The 22,796-nt window shown below is 41.3% G+C and carries 16 protein-coding genes; 9 read left to right on the top strand and 7 right to left on the bottom strand.

The genetic code is table 11. The features are described 5' to 3' along the window. Nucleotides 1–176: 176 nt before the first annotated feature. Nucleotides 177–1,409 (bottom strand): TlpA family protein disulfide reductase, encoded by a 1,233-nt coding sequence (locus B5D42_RS10155; protein WP_078831394.1) that lies wholly within the window; start codon nt 1,407–1,409, stop codon nt 177–179. 900 nt (nt 1,410–2,309) lie between these two features. Here B5D42_RS10155 and B5D42_RS10150 point away from each other — a divergent pair. From B5D42_RS10150 to B5D42_RS10130, 5 genes are all read left to right on the top strand, one after another. Continuing rightward, on the top strand, nt 2,310–3,560 hold the full coding sequence (locus B5D42_RS10150; protein ID WP_078831392.1) for a glycosyltransferase family 87 protein: 1,251 nt from the start codon (nt 2,310–2,312) through the stop codon (nt 3,558–3,560). Further along, on the top strand, nt 3,557–3,844 hold the full coding sequence (locus B5D42_RS10145) for a DUF6922 domain-containing protein (RefSeq protein WP_078831391.1): 288 nt from the start codon (nt 3,557–3,559) through the stop codon (nt 3,842–3,844). The genes B5D42_RS10150 and B5D42_RS10145 overlap by 4 nt, the downstream gene beginning before the upstream one ends. Nucleotides 3,845–3,894: 50 nt before the next feature. Beyond that, nucleotides 3,895–5,037 (top strand): BamA/TamA family outer membrane protein, encoded by a 1,143-nt coding sequence (locus B5D42_RS10140; RefSeq protein WP_078831390.1) that lies wholly within the window; start codon nt 3,895–3,897, stop codon nt 5,035–5,037. A 163-nt stretch (nt 5,038–5,200) separates the two neighbouring features. Then, nucleotides 5,201–6,784, top strand: coding sequence for a tetratricopeptide repeat protein (locus B5D42_RS10135; protein WP_078831389.1), 1,584 nt, complete (start codon nt 5,201–5,203; stop codon nt 6,782–6,784). 73 nt (nt 6,785–6,857) lie between these two features. After that, entirely contained in the window at nt 6,858–10,616 is a 3,759-nt protein-coding gene (locus B5D42_RS10130) for a hypothetical protein (RefSeq protein WP_078831388.1), read from the top strand. Nucleotides 10,617–10,689: 73 nt separating this feature from the next. Here the strand turns inward: B5D42_RS10130 and B5D42_RS10125 are convergent, their stop codons facing one another. From B5D42_RS10125 to B5D42_RS10110, 4 genes are all read right to left on the bottom strand, one after another. Further along, nucleotides 10,690–11,991 (bottom strand): ApeA N-terminal domain 1-containing protein, encoded by a 1,302-nt coding sequence (locus B5D42_RS10125; RefSeq protein ID WP_078831387.1) that lies wholly within the window; start codon nt 11,989–11,991, stop codon nt 10,690–10,692. A 178-nt stretch (nt 11,992–12,169) separates the two neighbouring features. After that, nucleotides 12,170–12,904 (bottom strand): hypothetical protein, encoded by a 735-nt coding sequence (locus tag B5D42_RS10120; protein WP_078831386.1) that lies wholly within the window; start codon nt 12,902–12,904, stop codon nt 12,170–12,172. Between the two features lie 97 nt (nt 12,905–13,001). Further along, nucleotides 13,002–13,736: a hypothetical protein gene (locus tag B5D42_RS10115; RefSeq protein ID WP_078831385.1), complete on the bottom strand. Its 735-nt coding sequence runs from the start codon at nt 13,734–13,736 to the stop codon at nt 13,002–13,004. Between the two features lie 18 nt (nt 13,737–13,754). Further along, a complete protein-coding gene (locus B5D42_RS10110) occupies nt 13,755–15,623 on the bottom strand; it encodes a hypothetical protein (RefSeq protein WP_139367096.1) in 1,869 nt (622 codons plus the stop codon). Between the two features lie 394 nt (nt 15,624–16,017). On the opposite strand from B5D42_RS10110, the gene B5D42_RS10105 reads away from it, so the two are divergent. Further along, nucleotides 16,018–16,404 carry a helix-turn-helix domain-containing protein gene (locus B5D42_RS10105; protein ID WP_078831383.1) on the top strand — a complete coding sequence of 129 codons (387 nt, stop codon included), beginning with the start codon at nt 16,018–16,020 and terminating at the stop codon, nt 16,402–16,404. Between the two features lie 17 nt (nt 16,405–16,421). Here B5D42_RS10105 and B5D42_RS10100 read toward each other — a convergent pair whose 3' ends face one another. Both B5D42_RS10100 and B5D42_RS10095 read right to left on the bottom strand, forming a co-directional pair. Continuing rightward, a complete protein-coding gene (locus B5D42_RS10100; protein WP_078831382.1) occupies nt 16,422–16,862 on the bottom strand; it encodes a helix-turn-helix domain-containing protein in 441 nt (146 codons plus the stop codon). Nucleotides 16,863–16,873: 11 nt separating this feature from the next. Next, nucleotides 16,874–17,203 carry a hypothetical protein gene (locus B5D42_RS10095; protein ID WP_078831381.1) on the bottom strand — a complete coding sequence of 110 codons (330 nt, stop codon included), beginning with the start codon at nt 17,201–17,203 and terminating at the stop codon, nt 16,874–16,876. Nucleotides 17,204–17,335: 132 nt separating this feature from the next. Between B5D42_RS10095 and B5D42_RS10090 the strand changes: the two genes are divergently transcribed. From B5D42_RS10090 to B5D42_RS10080, 3 genes are all read left to right on the top strand, one after another. Further along, nucleotides 17,336–17,884: an RNA polymerase sigma-70 factor gene (locus B5D42_RS10090; RefSeq protein ID WP_078831380.1), complete on the top strand. Its 549-nt coding sequence runs from the start codon at nt 17,336–17,338 to the stop codon at nt 17,882–17,884. A 106-nt stretch (nt 17,885–17,990) separates the two neighbouring features. After that, nucleotides 17,991–19,208, top strand: coding sequence for a FecR family protein (locus tag B5D42_RS10085; RefSeq protein WP_078831379.1), 1,218 nt, complete (start codon nt 17,991–17,993; stop codon nt 19,206–19,208). A gap of 37 nt (nt 19,209–19,245) precedes the next feature. Beyond that, nucleotides 19,246–22,785, top strand: a complete 3,540-nt coding sequence (locus B5D42_RS10080) for a SusC/RagA family TonB-linked outer membrane protein (RefSeq protein ID WP_078831378.1) — start codon at nt 19,246–19,248, stop codon at nt 22,783–22,785. Nucleotides 22,786–22,796 lie beyond the last annotated feature (11 nt).

Genomic DNA, 22,796 nt, shown 5'->3' with positions numbered 1-22,796 from the left:
TCTTAAGGTTGTTATTAAATGTATCATTCAATATTTTACCGCCTTAAGATCATTATGTGTATCGTATGATTCTATATGTATAAAGTCTAATTATATGACACAACAATCCCCGTCTGAACGGGGATTGCATTTGGTTGTTGTCAACCGAACTTGGGGACTCAACTGTAACACCAATATTATTTCTGGGACAAGACAAAAACTTCAATTTCTCTTTTACTTTCTTTTAAACTGAACCCACGCTTTTCAAGGAATTCAAATACTGCTGCTTTATCGGACAAATCAGGTAGTATGTCTTTATCCCAAATGATTTTTTTGCTGCTTTCGTCAATGACTGGAATGTTGAGTTTCAATTCAAGTAATTCTGTTAGATGTTGTGTTCCATTGACCGTATTCCTAGACTTTTTGATCGAGACAATTGAATCGGCGATCATGCTCTGCCTATTGGTCAAAACAAGGCAGGGGATATTTCTTTTTTCAATACTTGCTGTATAACCGAAATAATTCTCCAGTGCGTTTTTCGCCTTGTTCATTAATATTTCTGCAGGCATTGGAGTAGTAGCTAGTTCAAAACAGTACAATTTGTCGTATTTGTTGCTGCTATCCTTTTCTGTAATGCTAACTTTTTCCTTATCGGGAATGTCTATAATTATTCTGGCTTTGGTATATGCTTTGCGAAGCATGAACTGATAAAGCTGGAGAATGGTCTGGTTGTGTACGGAAAGCCTGGTTGCGTTTTTGCCCTCTTTTTTAATAGTACTGCCACCGCCAATCCCTGATTTGTATCCTGAGATAGTGCAGTTAAACAGAATGGGTGGGTTTTCTTCCATATTGTCAGCTTTGAAAATGGCTTCAGTCCGATCATAGTTGAGCAAATCATTCTTCATGGGCATATTGGCTGGCTTGCCAGCGAGGATGTTATTAATATTTGAAATTGTTATTTCATCGGATGATGTGATCGCTACGACTTTATTTTCCATGATCCATACATAGTGAGGGATCAATCTGTGCGGAAACATGTTGTTAATCATGCTGTCACCTGTAACCGATGGTAGCGAAATACGGCTTCCTTTTTTGGTTTTGAATCGGCTGAGTGTTTCGGATGCTATTTTTTTGCTGTCACGTGTGATCAGCATAAAATTCAGTTTCCCCTCGTACTGTTGCTGCAGTTCATCGAGACTTTCAAATTTACCCAAGCAGGCAGTGCACCAACTGGCCCAGAAGTCCAGAATCACAAGTTTACCTGATAAATCGGAAAGATTCATGGATGTTCTTGGGCTGTTTGCAAGGTTTGTAAAGTGGATATTGGAAACCTGGTCACCGATTGAATAGGGAGTAAAACGGTTGTTAGTTTGGGTAAAGCCAGTCAGGGATATACCCCATAGTATTATCAGCAGTTGTAATATTTTCATGTGATAGCAGTATTAATGATGAATACCAGCTATTCACGTTCGACAGGGTGGGAAAGGGGATGTCTATAAGGTTGTAAATGTGTTACTAATTGTATGAATAAGTGCATACAATTATGAATAATTAAGTCGTATTTTGAATAACTTATTCAGTCCGAAAACTCCTTATATTATTGGACTTGCAAGGGAGCGAGTATAGAAGACTGGGCGGGGTGTTGATAATAACTTAATACAAGTTGAGCAGCGTTTCCGGAGGATAGTGGATTTTTATATTAATTTGTGGCGTTAAGGATTTATATTTTATGAAATGGATTAACAGGTTATATATACTGATCTTCATGACCGTCATTGTGGGTCATGACATGATCTTGCATATTCCTGAAGAAATCATTTCACTTGAAGTCTTTTTTACACCGAAACAGGATTGTCATCATCAGGGTTCAGCACAGTCTCATTTGACCGACCATGTCGAATATGAGGATGGGCAGCATTCAAAAGCGCACCAATCACGTTTTGATCAATTCCGGAAACTAACTAAGCAGGAGGCTGACATTTATCGTCTGCTCCCTTTATCCGGAGAGACCAGTTACTTAAATTTAAAGAAGCATCGATTCAGGTTATATCATGACCGGATACAGCATTGCTTTTATTCTTCGTTTTCTTTAAGAGGGCCTCCGTTCAACACGGTTCAAGCCTGAATTTCCCCTTATCTTATTTTTATGTTTAACCGCCTGCATCCATGAAGTGTACATGGTAATTGCATGGCCGGTAGGCTGGTATTTGGTATTTCTCATTCAGGCTAATACATCTTTTATCATTCGTGGGCATCGGTAAGATCCTTCCAGCAGTTGCGGAATGGGATGCCCGCCATTTGTATCATCTAACATCTATTAGCTTGAATTTATGCGTGTATTATACAAGTACTGGCTCGTGATACTATTTGCCCTGGTATCCGTAATGTTCCTGTTTCTTTCTATTAACCAGGCCTATCAGGAAAATGAAAAAGGAGATTATTATATTTATTGGATTACAGGTCAGAAATTTCTTTCCGGTGAAAGGATCTATGAATTCGGGAAGGAGGATGGTACTTTTATCTATCCTCCATTTGCTGCCATGTTCTTTTCGTTGTTTGCAGCAAAACCCTTTCACATCTCTGCTGTTTATTACAGCTATCTTATTAATTTTGGTCTTTGGGTTTTATCCCTATGGCTGATATGGAAAATTCTGAAGAACCGATTCCCTTTTACGAACATTGTTCTTCCATTCATCATAGGGGTGTTATGTTCAGCTAGGTATTACTGGCATAATTTCATCTGGATGCAGGCTAATCTTCCAGTCCTCTGTGCAACGTTGGGTGGAATTTATTATCATTTCAAGGGTAATCGTAACGCATCTTATTTTTTGTTGTTGGCCGGTGCTTTTTTCAAGGTTACACCAATTTTGATCCTGGGATTTTTGCTTCTCAAAGGAAGGTTAAAAGATTGGTGGAGAGTCGTTGTGCTTAGTATGCCATTTCTATTATTACCATTTGCAGCACGTGGGCCTGCAACAGGATTACAAGATTGGATCGATTATTATCATTCTTTCCTAACGCCATTTGCAAGCGGTAAAGTGGACGGTGATCTTATAAGCCTGGGGCTGCCATCCTTTCTGGATAAGCTTAATGTGGGAAATGAGGGTTTGGGAATACAAGCTTTATCTTTTGCCAATGAAACCAGTTTGAAAACGATCATACTACTCGTTAATCTGGCTGTATTACTCCTTGTGACTTTAAAGATATTCTGGGATGGGTGGGAACTTCCGCTCTGCGGAACTGACTTCTGTATGCTATTACTGCTTATTTTGCTGCTTCCAGGGAGAGTATGGGAGCACCATCATTTGACTTTAGGATTTATAATTGCTTATTTAATGGCGGGATTGCATACATTGAAAAAAACACGAAAGTGGATATGGTTTGCTCTGCCCTTATTGATAACAGGATTGATTGGAACCGATACCATTGGTGCAAAATTGTATGATTATACACAGCAATTCAGCCTAATAACCTTAATTGTATTATACCTGCTTATTCTTCTTTTTTGTTTCGGTAAAAAATCCGAGAGCGAAAGTTTTTACAGAAGAATTAGATTCTTATGCGCTAAACACATTATATGAATAAGGCTATCCGCATTACAGATTGTTTCCCCAGGCAAATGTTTTGGGATGTCAGAATGGATCAATTGGATGCCTGGCGGGATCAGGCTTTTATTATTCCAAGGGCCTTATTGTTTTGTAATGACCGAACCTTTACAGAAAACATAGAAAGGCTGGAGAAAATTTATAGTCAATCTGACATCATAAGAAACCTTCAAACGACAAAAGTCAGGGTCAGCAACCAGGTATGTGAGTGGGTCGCCAGAAGATACAGCATTCCTGTTTTTCATCGATTTGTTTCGTGAGCCATGTCCATATAATGAACTAACCACCTTATTTCAATTACTGTCAGTATATGAAAAGATTTGTTTTGCTGTTGTGTTTTGCCGCATCCTGGAGTGTTGTTAGCGCGCAGCAAGATTCCGTAGCCTCAAAGCAAAAATGGAAATGGTTGGGTAAGCTGCACCCGGATTCCCTGGTTAACAGGAGTCTTACCTTGCTGCCGACACCCATGCTCAGTAGTAGCCCGGAGTCCGGGTTAAGAATGGGCCTCATATTGCAATACTTCTTGAATACTGAAGGCAATAAAGGATCTAACAAAACTCGCGACTCATACTCTTATTTGCAGGCAACATATTCTACCATGGGGCAGTTCGAGATAGAGAATCACACACAACTCTATACGCCCGGTGAGAAGTTTTTCATACGCAACCAGATGTCCTACACTATCAATAAAGAAAGAGTGTGGGGTTTTGGGAACAGTACGGTTCCAAAAGATGATTTTCAGCGAGTCAAGTACACGTGGCTGAATCTGCAAAGCAGTGTGACTAGACAGCTGAGTAATAAATTCTTTGTTGGGCTCAATTTTAACGTCAGCAAAATTTATGATGTTTCCATCCAGATCAAAGACAGCAACCTGCTCTCATCACAACCTGGTTCAAGTGGTAGTTTTGTACTAGGACTGGGGCCAACTGTTTTATGGGATCGGCGTGATCATGCACTGAATCCTCGCAAAGGCTGGTACACTGAACTTGCTATTACAAGATACCTGCCTACTTTGGGAAGCGAGTTTAGTTATACAGAATTCCTTGCTGATCTGCGTAAATATTATCCATTGCGTGATAGCAGTGTTTTGGCATTCCAGGGATATTCGGTGTTTACCAGTGGGCAGGTGCCCTGGCGGGAACAGTCACGTATGGGTAATGGTACTATTATGCGCGGATATTTCAGCGGCCGATTCAGGGATAATCAATATGCTGCTGTGCAGGCTGAGTATCGCAAACCTGTTCACAAATGGGTGGTGCTGGCTCTTTTTACTTCCATTGGACAGGTTCAGGATAAGTTTTCCGACTTTGCCTGGAACAATACCCGTTTGGCAGGCGGAGCCGGCCTTCGAATATTGGTCAACAAGAAAAAACGTATTTATGGCCGTATTGATTTTGCGGTTTCTTCAGACCGTACCAATGGGTTGTACCTGAAAGTCGGGGATGCGTTTTAAAGTTTCTCACATTATTCTATTTAAGTGCTTCTGATTGTTGCAGTTATAGCTGTTTAGAAATCTTATTTTGGAATCAAGTGGTCAACATTAGCAGCATCTCCACTTAAAAAGATCCATATGGGGCGCTCTTTTTCGCTTGCATGATTTATTTTATATTTAGGTTATGAACTTTCTGCTTGAAAGGGATGCTCCCTTTTCAAAATCCATTATCTGGAAGCTCCAGCGAGACTACTTCGAGGAGCGTGGTTTTGATGCCTGGCGATCAGGGGAAGTGCCTCATTATGTTACTTCCAATCCCCGAATCGCGCACGCATATGCGCAAATGCTTGTTGCAACTTACCTGGATCTCGTGCGTAGCGGGTTTACGAATGAGCAGCCACTACATATTGTTGAGTTGGGTGGAGGTTCCGGAAGGTTTGCCTTTTACCTGTTAAAACAGCTGGAACAGCTCAGTAAACAGCACGACATTCCTCCAGACTCGTTTAAGTATATTCTTACGGATTTTACACAAGCCAATCTTGATTTTTGGAAGGTGCATCCGTGTTTACAAACGTATATCCAGGATGGGCGGCTGGATATGGCCATTTATGACACTAGTGACAGCAGTTCTATTCCTTTGCAGATTGGTGGTCATGAGATACAGGAAGGATCGCTTACCTTACCAATAGCTGTTATTGCCAATTATCTTTTTGATGGCATACCGCATGAATTGTACTTTTTTGATCGTGGTGAATCCCATCGTTGTCATGTCAAGGTCAATTGCGAGTTTGACTACCTGAGCGGAAACTCTACGGCAGGGGAGGTGCTTTCCGGCACTTACCTTCGATATCGGAAAGAGGATTCAGCGGATGAAAGTAGTGGGGATGCGCATGTAGATGCATTACTCTCGCACTATAGAAACCATTTGCTCAATGGCTATGTGCTGGTGCCTGATCTTGGATTTGCCTGTATCCAAAGATTGCAAGCGCTATCTACCTCAGGTATCCTGTTGCTGGTGTCCGATAAGGGGCATGTGACAACGGAGGAGTGTTTCGTTTCCACACCACCTTCGCTTGCCCGCCATGGAAGTTTTTCCTTGCCGGTAAATTTTGATGCTTTTCGCTGGTATTTTGAAAGTAATGGCGGAAGTGCTTTTTTACCGCAGCCACATCATGAAAGTATTGTAACTGCCTGTTATTGCAGTTTTGATGCGCCCGTCGCAACGTACCATTTGGCCAATGCGTACGCAAATCATGTTGGCGTTTGTGGCCCGGATGATTTTTTTGGCGTGTACACGCTGCTACGTGATCATCCTCATCTTTTAGAGTTGCAGCATATCCTTTCTGCACTGCGCGTTAGTTTATTTGATTGTCACCAGCTAAATGTATTTCTGCCAAAACTGATCGAACTGGCTCCCGACTTTTCCCAGTCTGAGAAAAAGGTCGTCTCACAGGTATTGGAACAATGTTGGTATAACTATTTTCCACTGGGAGAAAACAATGATCCAATCAGTAAGATGGCAAATTTGTTTTACGAAATCGATGAATATCCCAGGGCCATTCATTTTTTTGAACTGTCGTTATCGCTTTATGGAAAGGATCAGGGCACACTCTATAACCTTGCTGCCTGCTATTTTCAATCAGGATCATTAGAAAAAAGCGTTAAGATTTTACAAGAAATTTTGGAGGCAGGTTATTATCCAGAGGCAGACGTATTATTGAAAAGGTGTCAGGCTGCATTAATGGAACAGTCCACTATTCTTATTTAACCCACTTTTTATCCAGCAACAATCTCATATACCACAACCTTCCACACAAGTGCCTGCCGCGGTGAAGAGTGGCATGCAATCTTTAGAGCTACCTGCGGTTCCTGTGTTTCGAAGTGATGAACCTTCTTTGCAAAGAGATAAACCTGTATTACGAAAACGTGAGGAGGCCTATTCTCCTGGTGAAGAACTGTCGACTGATGATGTGCATCTTAATTTACGAACTGAAAGTGGCGGAGCATTTGTGCAAAAAATTCAGAGCGGTAACGGTGTTGTTCAGCGCCAGGTGATCTGCAAGTTTTATTGGAGTGGTGATCCTGCTGCCCCTGATGTTGTGATAACTGATTTAGTGATTGGGGGCAGGTCTGATTCGCCTTTTACAGGCACGATGGGGGCACATTCCACAGCTTGGGTTGTACATACCGATGCTGTTCGTCGTCAGGTTAATAATCGAAGACCCATTGATGCGGCACGGCAGCTATGTGTTATCATCAATGCAGATCTTGGTTCTAATTTGCGTAGTATTTCTGGTCAATTGAAAGCGGATCATAAGGATAAACTGGATAATAGCATAACTGATTTAACAGCCACGGTTGCAGCGTGCCCTGCAGATGCCACAGGAGGTAATCGGTCAGTTGTTCACTGGTTACGAAAAGCGATCAGGGAATATCTTACTTATGTCAATTATCTGCCACTTTCTACCGTATTTGATGGTAAAAAAGAAGGGCAAGGTGAAGGGAGTGCAAGAGGAAATATTGCCAAGATGGAGTATTTGTTTTCAAGGGAAGCAGAGAGATGGGCGCATTTGGAAGATGAGATCGCTGAATTGAAAAACACGGATATTCTTGCCGACTACAAAGAATTAATGGCCAGCAGGGGGAAGTCGGGATATACTGCAAAAGCAGCTGCATTTAAGCCATTGCTGAGTGCTGAGATCTGGAAGCTTTTTGCTGCGGATACACCTGATAAATTTGGAAAGCCAGGGGACTCCAAAAACTGGAAATTGGCATTGGAACATTTTACCACGAGCGCTTCTCGTGCTTACCCTTTTTGTTTCAGCTTTGCTGGTCTTGATAAAGCCGCGAATCAAAAAACCGGATTAAAAGCGGCGATGACGAAAAAGGAACTTACCCCGAAATTTGGAAGTAGTGATATTTATCATCCGATCGCTGATTTGAAACCAGAAGGCGGAAAAGTTGGTGCGAGTGATTTTGAAAAAAAGGAATCCACTTTTATCTCTTCCATTATTCTTTCAGATTCAAGAGATGCGGATGTAACCATATCGGAGGTTCATTTGGAAGGCAGAACCACCAGTCCGCTTCCCGGGACGATGGGGGCACATTCCATTGCCTGGATCGCCCATGTAGATGCCATCCGTAATTTGTTGATTACAAAAAAGCCAGATGCCGCATTTACAGCGTTGCAGGCAAAGGCCACCAAACTTCTTAACACGGATCCCAGCCTTGTTTATGTCTCAGGGTTGCCAACTAAGCAGCAAAGAGCTTTTCTTGATGCCAGAATCGAATTGGAAGGACTTGCCGGATTTGGTGCGTTGCGTAGTATGGATGCCAAGGCAGATTTTTTAGAAAAGTTTACGGGCGCCCTTATGAATTATATCAATACGATGCCGCTCTCAACGGTCGAGAAAGGGGGCGTGCCTGGCGGAAGACGGGAAGGTGATGCACGAAAGGTACTACTAGCCTATGAAAGGAATCAGCATAGCCTGGATACTGCTGCGGAGGGCAAGGAGACTGTTTTACGCAATACTATTAAACAGCTTTTTGATCCCAATACAGTTGATGAATTTAATGACAGTGTAGCTGACAAATTTGAAAAGAAGGATTTCGAAGGTTACGATGCTAAATCGCTTAGGATCATTAAAGCCAAGAAAGTCAAAAAGGATGTAGATGTTTTAAGAGCACTTATCAGTCAGCGTTTTTTGGACGTTTTGTTAGAAGCTTACCCTATTAGTACAGCGGATGCTCATCTTGACGTAAAGGAATTACAAACCCTTTTAGCGTTTGAAAAGGGAGATACCGCCGGGGATGAGGATTTTGATGAAGCCGATGAGGGGGGAGGTGATAGTCGTGATGGGGGAGGTGCAGGAATTGCCAAGACCAGACCTCGCAGGGAGACAAAAGCAGTAAAGTATGTTGAAAGTGAAGGTTCATCAGGTAGTGAGAAAGAGGATGAAGAAGATGAGGACAGTGATGGCGGTGATGAAGATGTAGCTGCGGTTAGTGTTTCCGAGGACTCCGATAAAAGTAGTAGTGATGATGATGATGACGATGATAGCGATGGTGGAGGAAGAAGAAAAGGTAAAGGTAAAGTCAGAGCGAGCAAGACAGCTTCTGCCGCTGCAACGTCCGGTAAAAGTGCCGCTCCTGCAAAAAGAGCTGGTGGTGGTGCAGCTCCTAAAGCTGCTCTTATTGGGGGTGGGAAAAAAGCCGCCGCCGCAGCGGCAAGCGCTGCGAGTGCTACTGCTGCTAAAAAAGCTCCTGGTGCTGGTGTGAAAATGGTTGCTGCGGATGAAAAAAGATTGAGCCCTGCTGCTGCGAGGAAGAAAGCCGCTGAAGCAGAAGCGGATAGGAGAAAGTTAGAAGAAGCGATTGCTGCAAGGGAGGCAGCAGATATGGCCGCACGTATTTTGAAGCAACAACAAGCATATCATGCAATACAACAAGCTGCTGAAAGAAAAAAGCTTGCAGATGCCAGCAAGGCTGCCGCAGCGAGAAATGCAGTTGGTGCAACAGTGGGTGGTGGCAGGGCTCCTTCGGGTGTTGCAACGAAACCAGCTGCGCCTCTCAGTACTCCTGCCTATCGGGACGAAGTGAAGAAAAAGAATGGAGGTACACCTGCTGCTGTTGTTGACTGGCGAGCGCCCATGTTGAATGCTACCGGACCGGGATTTGCACCTGTTGGGATGGGTGGTGCTGTTGTAAGAACAGATGGTCGAGGTGCGGTTGGACCTGCGCATGGGAATGGTGCTTTTACAGGTGCTGCCAGAGGAGCTAAATCCAAGGAAAAGGAGGTTGATGAAGTACCTTCCCGCTTTAGGCAACGAGGTTCAAAAGCAGTTGATATTGATGGTGATGATGTGCCTGTTACTGCTTACAATAAAGGTGTTCGTCGCCCTCCTCCCAGGGGTGATGCGAGCCCGCCTCGTAGCGCGGCAGGAGGGGGGGGAGGTATGCCTCCACGATATACCCCAACTGCTGCTCCAGTTCATTATGCCTCACGTGCTGTTGGTGCCAGTGCATATGTACCTGGCCAGGCTCCTTTAAGCGCAACACAAGCAGGATCTGTTCGTCTGCCAGGTAACTTGTTGTTAGGAACACAGGCGTTGCCCGCCAGTATTTTGACCGGACAAGCAACAGTAGAAGGTGGCGGTGGTGGGCTTTTGGTGGAGTTGGCGGAAGCTGAAGCTGAAGCAAAAGCCAAGGCTGTAGCCAAAATTGCTGCAGATGGGAAAGGTGCCGCTAGAGGAAAAAGAAAAGTTGAAGATTATGAAGCGGGTAATGTTGCAGCAGCTGCGGACATGCTTGCGGCCTCAAAAGGCTCCGCTGCAGCAAAGGGAAGTGATGAGGGTAAAGCTGAAGCATCCCCGGCAGTTTTGGGTGAGGCAACTGCCGCAACAGGAGCAGGCTCAGTTCAAGATGAAGGACATAAATCGAAAAAGGTTAAAAAAATTACTGATGATGAAGCCGTGGTAACCGGTGCTGACGATGCGGCTGAAGATGATGTTGCCGACGATTCTGAGCCAGCCTTATTTACTGCTGCTACTGATACTGCTGCTACTGCAGTATCAGCTGAATCAGCAGCCAGTTATGAATGATTGTTAGATTACATTCTACAAAGTGTAATCTAAGAGAGTGATAGGTTGACATATCATTGATCTTTTCAACGATCTACTCTTCAGTTGCTTTTACATCGATATAGCTTAGGGAATAGGGATTTTTTTCATGATCATGGAAAAATAAATAAGCGTCTGCATTCAGTATTTTATTAATTACTATACAAGGAAGGTTTAATTCTATCAAAATCACTGCCTTTACCAAGCCTCTCAACAGGTGATTAATGTGTATCAATTTTGCCGGCGTCCAAATCTCTCCGCCAAGATCGTCGTAATGGGTGTACCAATTGCGCGAATTGCGCATTTTACGCACCATCAGAATAGAATCGGGAGCCCGTTGCTGAAAAAACGCAATGTCCTTGACCGTTTCAAGCAGGTGGTAATATCTTGTCGCATTAATCCATTTCTTCTCCCTTTTTGTTACAACTTTCTCCTGAATCATCAGATCCATATAGGGCATCATTAGATTTTCAGAGCGCTCAACAAGGAAGGTTTTATGAAAAACTTCTAAAGCAGTGGTTATATTGAGATAAGATATTTCCGCCGTTTTGTTCATGCTGCTTTCGTTAAGCAGGTCAAAAACTTTGCTGTATTTACAGGCTTCGTTATAATATCTGGATACCATATCCGGGAAATAGGACTGAAGTTGGTCCAGGGTGATCAGAACGTCATTTGCTGCACCAGGTCTTTTTTTGAACGAGGGCATTTGTATTTCATGGCTATCATTTTCTTGCGTGCACAATATTAATTTCTGAATGCCTGGCATTTTTGAACAGAAAAGCGATTGCAGGCGCAGGAAGCTCAAGAGGTAATTATTCAACATCATTCTTGATGCCGGTTCTTTTGTTTCGATTTTGACGCGGCTGCGAGTTGCAAAAACGGCTTCCTGTTTTTGGAATTTGTGATAGCACCATGTTTGCAGTTCGAGCGTGGTGCTGTCGTTTATTGCATAGGTTTTTTCAAAGGAGGGCAGCGTACTTACGGAAGCTTCCTGCGCGGACAACTTGTAGGTAAAGGGACGGTGATTTATCCATTCTTCCAGCATATTGATCTCGGCTTCGATCCCCTTGTAGTAAGGAACCGTTACAGCAGGACTATGTTCGCCAATGATCAACTCCTGAATGCTTAGTCGTATTGTCAGCAATTCCATTTGTGAGAGGCTGCAATGAATCAGGGTGTAGCTTACGCCTGTCAGTTCTGCAACTACGTACACTACAGGAAAATGCATAATATCATTTTCATAACCTTGTGCATTAAATTCTAGCCAGTGGCGGCCAGCTTCATCCAGGAATAATTTTCCCGGATGTGTTTGTTCAGGGTTTTCAGGAGTTGAAAATGTTATGTCGAGTAAGGGCAATGTGGGATGGTTTCGTTGTATTTGTGCTGATAATTAGCGTGTTATAGTTTCGTTGTCACTATAAGCGTAAATTACAATTTTTATTCCCCGATTCGTGAATTGCGAATCGGGGAATTTTATTATGATCAGGGGAATGACTAATATCTGATCGTTCGTTATCTATAAATATTGAATCAAATTACTCAACTCTTACACTAGAAAAAACGTTGAGCTTTGAAAAGAATTGGAGTAGCTTTTTGAGGAAAGATGCTCTTGCCGATCCTAAGTCCATTTCATAAGTAATTAGGTCGTCTTCGACAAAATGTTTCCAATTATGAACTACACCATCAATTCTGTTGTTTTTTTCAGACTTTTCATTAAACTCGCCTATAAAATCATCCACCTTCTGTAACAACTTAGCCGTATCACTCATTACTCCCTTTTTTAATTGCAGTTGAATGTTACAATCCATATTCAACCGATCTATAATAAGTTCATAGGTTAGGTCTTTGAGTTTGAAAGGTTGACCAACATTCGGATACATTTGCTTGTTGTAGGCAAGGGCATCAATACCTTCAAGCCAGAATTCTATATCTGAGCAATCAATATCACTTTCTCCTACATAATATATTCTTCCAGAAGTTGATTTCCATGACATTGTTACCCAGAAGTTTCTTGTGTTAATTATTAACTGACATGAAAGTTTGGTAACCGGGCCAATACGTAGGAAAAATTCTTGATCCCTAGGCATTGATAAATAAAGCTCAACATGGTTGTTAACTTTAAAACCTACCTCTTTTTCGAATAATGGAGTCAATTGTGCATTTGCACATTCTACAAATTCTTTAGAAACGGTGATTCCTAACTGCTTTTTACATTGTTCAATATAAGTGTCTGGATAGGGGAAAAGAGTATTCGGAATGTATCTTTCCATACCTAAAAAGTTAAAATGACTCTGGAATATTAGAAGAAGTAAGCGATCCTATAAAATACTATATAGGATCGCTTATTTCGTTGACTATATAGTTAAGCTATTCTACTTTAACTCTTGCAAAAGAGTTGAGCTTTGAAAAGAATTGGAGTAGCTTTTTGAGGAAAGATGCTCTTGCCGATCCTAAGTCTATTTCATAAGTAATCAGGTTGCCTTCGACAAAATGTTTCCAATTATGAACTACACCATCGATTCTGTTGTTTTTTTCAGACCGCTCGTTATAGTTTCCGATAAATTCATCTACCTGGTTAAGCAGACTTACAGTATCAACAATTAAACTTTCTCTGATCTGTAATTGAATAGTGCAATCTGTATTTAGGCGATCGACGCTGAGTTCATAACTCAGGTCCTTTAATTTAAAGGGCTGGCCAATATTGGGGAACATTTCCTTATTATATGCAAGTGGATCAATTCCTTCAAACCAAAATTGGATATCAGAACAATCAACGTCAACATCCTCCATGTTGTAGATTCGTCCTGATTTTGATTTCCATAATATGGTCACGGGAAAGTTGTAATGATTAACTGATATTTCTGATGAAAATTCAGTAGTTGGCCCCTTTCGAAGAAAAAACTCTTGATATGGTGAGCTAATCCAGCCAATTCCAACAAGTTTGTTTACTTTAAATCCTACTGTATTTTCAAAAGCTCTAGTAAGTTGTGTGTTAGCACAATCCACGAATTTTTCAGAAATTTTAAATCCATATAACTTTTCACAACGCTCAATATAAACGTCAGGGTATGAGATTAATGTATTTGGTATATGCCTATCCATTCGTATAGTTTTATGATTTTAATGTAATGCTTTGACGAAACGAATAATTCTATATGCCATTGTAAAACTCGCCCAGTCGTCAACAATACCTCCTCCGAATGTAGCAATATCCTGAATAATTGTGCCCACTATTATACCTGCGGCAACGCCATATCCTGCAGCTTTAATATAGTTAAGCAGAGAAGCGTTGTCCGGATCTCTAAAAAATTCTGCTATTACTGCGTCAGTGTTTGATAAATTTTGTGTGAGTTTTTGAGCAAGCCTCGCAAGCTTTACAAGATTACTTTGTGTAAAAGTGACTGGTACAATGTTTGGAACAGTGTTTTTTGGAATATATCTATAAAAAATTACTCCGTTCTCTGCTAATGATGCCTCTAGGTATTCATTAGGCCTTTTGGCTTGATAATATTTTGTAGTATAGTTAAAGCCTTTTTGCCAAGCAGGTGCAATAGCATTTGGAGACATTGCACAATTCTGATTTGCTAGAGTAACATAAGTTTGAATCTCCGCTCGTCCTCTTGTTAAACCAGGCAAGCCATCTGGTTTTATTTCGAACATTTCTCCCGTTAATGTGTTCGCAATATCAGCGTAACCTGGGTATCCACTTCCTGTACTGCTTGCACCTGGTATTTTGAATTCCACTTCACCTGCAATCGGATTTTCAACAACATAATTATACATTATGATCCAGTGTTCTAATGTGCCTGGCCATTGAATATTACCAGTTCTGTTAGTGCCGTGACAGCCACCAGCGATGATATTATCATCGGCATTATCTTCTGCATCTATCTGGTCAAAGATTGCTTTCTCTGCAATTGTCATCTGAGGTTCAGGATCTGGTTCTGGATCAGGATCACCTGGTTCCCAGCCCGGAGCGCATGGATCATTTGGATCAACCCCGCTTAGTTTAATTTTTTCCTGCAGCACATCATTTTTCGAATCATTATTGTTTCCTCCGCCTTCACATGGGTTTGGAGGAGGGCCTGATCCGCCGCCACTGCCACCGGAACCGTCACCGCCACTGCCGCCGCCGCCATTGCCACCAGATTCTCCGCCTAATCCATCGTCCAGCCACTGACCATAGCAAAAGGTTAAATCCATCTGTACAGAGGGACATGATGGACAACGATCACAGCTTCCATTAGGTCCGGCGCAATATCCAATCTCTCTTATATATGGGCAATTGGTAAAGAAAATGGTTACATCCTCACAGTTCTCAGAATAGTACATCATATCAGTTTTCACCGTTTGCATTCCTTCTTTTTTGCCAATTCTTAATGAAATTGAATTTGCATCAGGATGCGCGTTATTGGAAAACAGCGATTTGTCTGTAACTCTGAAATCGGTATGGCCGAAAACGATCTTATCAAACATCATGAAGGATAACGCAAATTTTTGCGCCTGGCTTTTTGAAGGATCGGAATACAGAAGCCCTTTATACTGCCAGTCACAAGCGTAACTGATTGTAGTATCTGTTTGTGATGTTTTAATGATCATGATCGCATTGACGTTATTTTGAGAATCACGCGCAAAGGGTATATAATAAACATCTCCATTACTTCCACTTTGGGTGAGATTTGTTTGTATTCCACTTCCATTAACTGAAATGCGGCTCATTTTTGCTCCCTTTTTCATCATCTTATCCCACCTGGGATAACCGATATTTGCCACAGTCTGACCAATAAATGGTTTGGTTTCGTTCTTTCGCTGCAGGAAGGTAATTAACGCAGTTTCGGTAGCATCACCGCTTCGGTGGTTTGTAAAGAATTTCTCTTTAGTAACATCTTCCGATGTTCGAGTGATGTCCATTTTGCGGCATGACAAAAACAATGTCGATGCCAGTAGCCATAGCATGGCCACTCTGAGTAAGAATTCAGGTTTTTTCACAACAGGTTGTTTTGGTTAAATGAAACTATATGGTTTGAATTAAATAAAACACCGTTAAAACACCCATTTTTTCAATTTTGCAGTTTATATCCTGTTCTGCACAACACCTGATTACTTGATGTGGGAACATTGATTGATTCTAACAGGCCTCGCTTACCGATATACTTATCAGAGAGGTTTATTCATTCTATCTTTCAAATGATTTTCTCCGATCTTTTTCGGAGTGTGTAATGCTGTAGTTTTATCTCTTGAGCCACCAGCGCATAACCTGCAATTATTGAAATGAGAGGAGGGGATACTCTCGCTTGTAAAAATGTTTATATTTGTGTGAATAGGAAAATGCGAAACAGAATAATTGTTTCATTTTTGAATATCTCATTCAAATCTTAACCAAATGGCAACCAGTACACTTAAAATGCTCCGCGAGCTTAACGATTATACACAAGAATACATCGCAGAAGATATATTAAAAATCAGCCAACCCAGCTATGCGAGGTTAGAGCAAGACCCTTCCAAGATAAAAGCGGAACATGCGCAAAAACTGGCTGACTTATATAAGGTGAGTATCGCTAATCTGCTTTCTGAGGCTACTCCAATTATTACTTTCAAGGATACGATTGATGTTAATAATGGACTAAATGGCTATACAAATATGCCAACAAACAATTTTCATGAAGGGGAAGTCTCAGCCCTCAAAGCTCAAAACGAAATTCTGATAAAACAAAATACTGAGTTAATGGAATTGGTAAGAGTATTAGGCGGCAAGCTTGCTAATAGTTGATCTTAAATTGACCCAGTTTAAGAGATTACTAAATCTGCATTTGTTCTATTCTTTGCCGCTAGCATTTTAATGAGATTATCATTTTGATTTTGTAAATATTCAATTTGTTGTTTTAAGGAACTAACTTCTTGTTTACGCAGATATAGAATCTCCTCCATTCCGCGATCGTTGTTAAGGTGATTAACATAACCACTCGTGCCACCATATCCACTTGTAATGGTACAATTAGAATATAGGACCTGGGCCTGCAGGTAGGTTGGTGTATCATCGATCAAAAAGAATTCAGCAGGTGCCTGATAAAGTTCTGACAACTTATCAGCCAACATTCCTGAAATTCTGATTCGTCCTTCTTCAAGATCCTCGTAACTATCTCCTGATAACCCAAGTTCCCTGGCTACATCTTCTCTTTGCCAATTCTTAAATTCTCTAAAGGACGTTAGTTTGAAAGCTAAGTTCATAAGATGACAATTTACTTATTTGTCTTTTTACGTTTTTTCTTCGCCTCAAGCTGATTTCTGCGAATGAAATTCAACATTACGTCAAATTTTACTTGGAAAAAGTCGGCGAATATTTCCACTTCATTGAGTGAGAAACGACCTGGATCTTCAATCTTCTTATCGAAAGCATAAAACTCACCACCAAGAAGAGATTGTAGATTGCTTTTGGCAATAATGGCAAAAATTTGAGGAAAGCTTATTATAGTCGAGGTTTCCATGCCATTCTTAATAACTTGGATTTTATTCTGGCCAGCTTCTGCTTTGAAATGAGTGAGGATTTCTTGTTTTGTCTTCCTAGGCATGAGGTTGTAAGTGTTTGCCATTAAAAAGTAGACACAGACAAACAATTATCAATCAAATACTTATATATAAAGTACATAGGGTTTTATATATAGTACGAAGTATTGTATATAAAGTACTAAATTTGTTTTTGTATGTTTAATAAGAGCAAAACATATAATGAGTTCAGAATAGTTTTCAAGCAATACTATCCAGCACTTTGCTTTTTTGCAGAGAAGTTTGTATTGGATAAATCTGCTGCAGAAGACATTGTGGAAGATGTGTTTATCAAGCTTTGGGAAAAAGAGCCAGACTTTGCTAATTATAAGAACATCAAGGCATTATTATATATATCTGTGAAAAATGCCTGTTTCAATCATCTTCAGAAAATTATACGTGAAAAGCAAAGCCTGGCAGCCTATGGACAGTTCCGTTCTGCGGATTCCGAAGACTTTGTACTCCTAGAAATGGTGCGCTCTGAATTACTCAGGGATCTTTATACTGCAATGCAGGATCTTCCGGTGGAGTGCCGTAAGGTGATGCACCTTATTTTTGTAGAAGGTTGGGATCATAAGAAAGTGGCCAGTCACCTTGAAATTCATGTAAGCACGGTTAAGACACAAAAGGCGAGAGGAATATTAGCATTGAGAAAAAGACTTTCTTTTCCTGCCATTCTCTGGCTTCTCTATATTATTTTTTCTTGAAAAATTATTATACCCCTGTAGTCCCGATTTGCATTTCGTTGTCTTTATAACAGCTATAAGTCACGATTGCAACGGGGAAGGATAAGGGGATATCTAAACCATTCGTATGCAAAATAAACAGACACGGGAAGGATTTCGTGTTGCTGAACTCATAGGGAAGTATTTAAAGGGAACTATTTCGCCTGAAGAAATGGCTGAGCTGGAAGTTTGGGTGAATGAAACTGAAGGAAGCGTGGAATTCATGCGCGAGGTAACTAATGCTGAGAAACTTCAACAGGAGATTGATTCTTATGACCAGATCAATTTGGATGAAAAGTGGGAGCGGTTGGTGGAAAAGGCACTGGTCAGGGAGCGAGCCAATAAAAAAAGGATTGCTGGTTTTACCTGGTTGAATGTTGCTGCCGTGGTTATTGTTTTATTGGTAGGTGGTTTTCTACTTTATCAACCCAAAGAAACGGGATTGGTCAATGTGAAAAATGGACAAGCCATGATTGACAATGATGTGGCACCAGGAACTAGAAAAGCTGAATTGATCTTGAGTGATGGAAGTGTTGTTGAATTAAACGGCAAGGTCAAGAGTAATTTGAGTGACGATGGGACATCTATTCAAAACGGCGTGTCAGGATTGAAGTACGAGGCATCCGAAGGGAATGCACAAGTATTAAATACTTTGAAAATACCCAGAGGCGGCGAATTCCAGGTAACGCTTCCCGATGATACCAAGGTCTGGCTGAATTCAGGTTCAACTCTGACTTATCCAATCCGGTTTCCCGGAAAAGAAAGAAGGGTGCAGCTTTCAGGTGAGGCATATTTTGAGGTAAAGGCATTACATGCTGGTTCTAATAAATCAAGGGTGCCGTTTGTTGTAGAAGTTGATGGTGCAGAAGTACAAGTGTTGGGAACCCACTTTAATGTGCAGGCATACCCTTCGGAGAAAATGATAAAGACAACTCTGCTGGAAGGTTCGGTAAAAGTGCGTAATGAAATAGCAGATTTGCTGATAAAGCCTGGGGAGCGGGCTTTATTACCGGTAGCAGGCGGCCGTGGAACCATTGAGCATGCTGATAGTGAGGCCGCTGTTGCCTGGAAAAATGGTCTGTTTTTATTCAGCAATACATCATTAAAAGAAGTGATGGAACAGATCAGCAGATGGTACGATATTGACGTCAACTATAATAGCGATTTTCAATTTCCTAAGTACTTTACAGGGGAAATCAGACGTGACACACCCATGAGCAAATTGCTGGAGATGATTGAAATGACCGGTATCGCAAAGTTCAAGCTTGATCAGCGAACCGTAACCGTGCTTCCGAACCGGAAGTAGCGCGGCTTTTTATCTTTTAATCACCAAAACGCCCCTTATGAAAATGGGACAACTGCCTTTAAAAAGGGCTGGGGCCATGTATTGCCCTATGCCAACATTGAGAAAACTTCTTGTTTTACTATTTGTTCTTGCGGTCAGCCATCTGGCAAATGCTTCTGCCGATAGCAGTAAGCTTTCATTGAACCTCAGAAACGAACCGCTTGAAACAGCATTTACCTCTATCAAATCCCAGACGAGTTACCGGGTCATGTATGATAACAGCATGTTAAACAATGCGAAACTCGTCACGCTCAAAGTCCAGAATGAAGAAATCGTAACGGTTCTGCCTAAATTATTTCAATCACAACCTTTCGATTATAAAATTGTCGACAGGATCATCGTTGTTACGCCCAAAAGTGTGATCCCTCAAACCTTACCCACTAATCCGGCTAACAACCTATTAAAAGATACACTAGTATCGGGTATTGTTGTTACGGATTCAGCCGAAGTCCCATTGAAGGGTGCGATGATTACGATCGAAGCTACTGGTAAAATTTCCGTTACAGATGAGAATGGAAGGTTTTCGTTTTTGCTGCCGATGAAATCAAGTAAGCTGTCAATCAGCTATATCGGCTATGAGACAAAATCAATTACTGTAAATACACAGAACACTACACAGTTAAAAGTGGCTCTTCATCCCATTCTTGCTGAGATCCAGGATGTGAGTGTTAGTACAGGTTACCAGCGTATTTCAAAAGAGCGCTCGACCGGGTCGTTTACGCATTTGAATAATGAAGTGCTCAACCAGCAAGCAGGTACAAATATTTTAAATCGTCTGAATGGCGTTGCCAATGGTGTTTTGTTTGATAACAATCCCGCACGTCCACCCATTACTATCCGCGGTCTTAGCACGATACAGGGGCCAAGAGAACCACTGATTGTAGTAGATAATTTTCCCTACGAAGGGAATATTAATAATATCAACCCCAATGATATCGAAGATGTTACGATTTTAAAGGATGCTGCAGCCACGTCCATCTGGGGTGCAAGAGCGGGTAACGGTGTAATCGTGATTTCTACGAAGAAATCACAGTTCAATCAAAGAGCGAAGGTAGAGTTCAATTCCAATATATCTATCATCGATAAGCCCGATCTGATGAAATTAAGGCCCATTACCTCATCTGATATGATCGATGTTGAGACCATGTTATTTAAAAACGGTTATTATGATGCAAGCATCAATAGTGTCAATAAAACAGCTTTGTCACCTGCCGTTGAAATATTGTTACAGCGCAGGAATGGAGCCATCAGCGCTTCTGATTCGGCCCAACGACTTAATGCACTAAGAAATCTGGATGTCCGTAATGACTACAACAGGTATGTCTATGAAAAGGCAGTCAATCAGCAATATGCTTTAAACATCCGTGGAGGGGCTGAGAAAATGTCTTATCTGTTTTCTTTAGGTTACGATAAGAACAAGAGTAATCTGTCTGCACCTTATGAACGATTGACACTTCGTACCTCGAATATTTATAAGCCGACGAAAAATATTCAAATTACAACAGGCATTGCTTTCACGCAAAGTAAGACCGGTACAGGGAAAAGTGCCTATGGTTCAGAATTGATTAATACAAGCCAGCGTTTATATCCCTATGCACAATTGGCAGACGCATCAGGAAATCCGGTGCCACTGTACATGATAAGAAAGGGATACGCAGATACGATCGGGCAGGGCAAGCTATTAGACTGGAAATATTATCCTTTAACGGACTATCAATCTACAGGTACGGATAACCAGCTTCAGGAGATAGTCGCAAATCTTGCTGTACAATATAATTTTCTTCGGTTTTTTAGTGTGGATGTTAGATACCAGTACCAAAACCAACAAAACCGGGTTGATAATTTGCGCAGTAAGGGAAGTTATTATACCAGAAGTCTGATCAATCTGTTCAGTAAGATTGATTATAGCACAGGTAAGGTTAGTTATGCTGTTCCTAATGGTGCAATCCTGGACAGGAATATGGATTATGTCATGTCCCATGCCATCCGAGGACAGTTGAATTTTAATTATTCATCTGGTAAGCACGCAGTGGTGGCTTTCGCGGGAAGCGAGGTTAGGCAAATACGCAATTGGGGCAATTCTTACAGGTTGTACGGATATAATGAAGATAACCTCAGTTCGCAAAATGTTGATTATGTCAATACATATCCAAATATCATGACTGGCAGCCAGTCCATCATACCCAATAATGTTGACAATGCGGATAAGGAAAATCGCTTTGTTTCTCTATATGCAAATGCTGCCTATACCTATCTTGGTAAATACACCTTAACTGCAAGCGCGAGAAAGGATGCCTCCAACTTGTTTGGGGTCAACACTAATGACAAGTGGAAGCCTCTCTGGTCAACAGGAATTAGTTGGAATATTTCACAGGAGAGTTTTTATCACAGCAGGCTGTTGCCCTATTTGAAAGCCAGATTAACTTATGGGTTCAGTGGGAATGTCGATCCGTCCAAATCAGCTGTACCTGTAATCAATTATGTCGGTACTGCCAGTTACACCAATTACCAGGCGGCCAATATATTACAATATGCAAATCCTGAACTGCGATGGGAAACAGTTCGAACCATTAACCTGGGAGTTGATTTTCGTACCAAAGCAAGCGTTCTGTCTGGTAGTATCGATTTTTATTATAAACAAGGCTTTGATTTATTGGGTGGGACTGTGATTGACTACACCGCTGGTTTGAATACTTATACTGTAACTAAAAATGTTGCGGCCATGAGTGGCCGGGGTATTGATATTAGTCTTACTACCAAAAATTTAACCGGTCGATTTTCATGGAATTCGGTATTCCAATTCAATTACAATGCTTCTAAAATAACAGAATACTATTTGAGTACAAGAAGCGGGGCAAATTTTGTTGGAAGTGGATCTGTGATCGGTGGCATTGTAGGGAAGCCTGTTTATTCTCTGTTTAGCTACCAGTGGCGTGGATTGGATAAAGCAGGGAATCCCCAAGGTGTTTTCGCAGGGCGGACCAGTGCCAATTATAGCGGTATAACCGGCGCAACAACGACTCTTGATGATCTGGTTTATGGAGGCTCAGCGATTCCAACCCTATTTGGAAGCCTTACGAATATCTTTTCATGGAAAGGTGTTACACTGACTGCCAATATCACTTATAAGATGGGGCATTACTTCAGAAAAGAGTCTATCAACTATAATTCACTGTTTTCTCAGTATGCCGGGAATGCAGATTTTTCAAACAGGTGGCAAAAACCTGGTGATGAATCGATAACCTATGTTCCAGCGATGATTTATCCTAACGTTACGACACGCGACAACTTTTACAACAATTCCGCTGTTTTAGTGCGTAAGGCGGATAATATCAGACTGCAGTTTGTTAATATCAGTTACGATTATCTTCCTCTGAATTCAAAACGGATGCCATTTGAAAGGATCCAGTTTTTCCTGATGACAAGCAATCTTGGCATCTTATGGAAAGCTGAAAAGGAAGTTCCTGATCCTGAATTCCAGGGTAATGCTCTGGCACCTTCAAAAACTATAACCGTTGGTCTTAAAGCCATTTTTTAAGTGAATACTAA

The sequence above is a fragment of the Sediminibacterium ginsengisoli genome, from assembly GCF_900167075.1.
Lineage (GTDB): Bacteria > Bacteroidota > Bacteroidia > Chitinophagales > Chitinophagaceae > Sediminibacterium > Sediminibacterium ginsengisoli.
The sequence above is the reverse complement of the archived record's forward strand: the minus strand, read 5'-3'. Positions and strand labels throughout refer to the sequence as shown.

Bases quoted from the DNA above. Each gene is read 5' to 3' on its own strand.
- B5D42_RS10120 (WP_078831386.1), bottom strand. From the start codon at position 12,904: ATGGAAAGATACATTCCGAATACTCTTTTCCCCTATCCAGACACTTAT.
- B5D42_RS10095 (WP_078831381.1), bottom strand. From the start codon at position 17,203: ATGCCTAGGAAGACAAAACAAGAAATCCTCACTCATTTCAAAGCAGAA.
- B5D42_RS10115 (WP_078831385.1), bottom strand. From the start codon at position 13,736: ATGGATAGGCATATACCAAATACATTAATCTCATACCCTGACGTTTAT.
- B5D42_RS10100 (WP_078831382.1), bottom strand. From the start codon at position 16,862: ATGAACTTAGCTTTCAAACTAACGTCCTTTAGAGAATTTAAGAATTGG.
- B5D42_RS10105 (WP_078831383.1), top strand. From the start codon at position 16,018: ATGGCAACCAGTACACTTAAAATGCTCCGCGAGCTTAACGATTATACA.
- B5D42_RS10140 (WP_078831390.1), top strand. From the start codon at position 3,895: ATGAAAAGATTTGTTTTGCTGTTGTGTTTTGCCGCATCCTGGAGTGTT.
- B5D42_RS10090 (WP_078831380.1), top strand. From the start codon at position 17,336: ATGTTTAATAAGAGCAAAACATATAATGAGTTCAGAATAGTTTTCAAG.
- B5D42_RS10150 (WP_078831392.1), top strand. From the start codon at position 2,310: ATGCGTGTATTATACAAGTACTGGCTCGTGATACTATTTGCCCTGGTA.
- B5D42_RS10085 (WP_078831379.1), top strand. From the start codon at position 17,991: ATGCAAAATAAACAGACACGGGAAGGATTTCGTGTTGCTGAACTCATA.
- B5D42_RS10145 (WP_078831391.1), top strand. From the start codon at position 3,557: ATGAATAAGGCTATCCGCATTACAGATTGTTTCCCCAGGCAAATGTTT.
- B5D42_RS10135 (WP_078831389.1), top strand. From the start codon at position 5,201: ATGAACTTTCTGCTTGAAAGGGATGCTCCCTTTTCAAAATCCATTATC.
- B5D42_RS10155 (WP_078831394.1), bottom strand. From the start codon at position 1,409: ATGAAAATATTACAACTGCTGATAATACTATGGGGTATATCCCTGACT.
- B5D42_RS10080 (WP_078831378.1), top strand. From the start codon at position 19,246: ATGAAAATGGGACAACTGCCTTTAAAAAGGGCTGGGGCCATGTATTGC.
- B5D42_RS10130 (WP_078831388.1), top strand. From the start codon at position 6,858: ATGCAATCTTTAGAGCTACCTGCGGTTCCTGTGTTTCGAAGTGATGAA.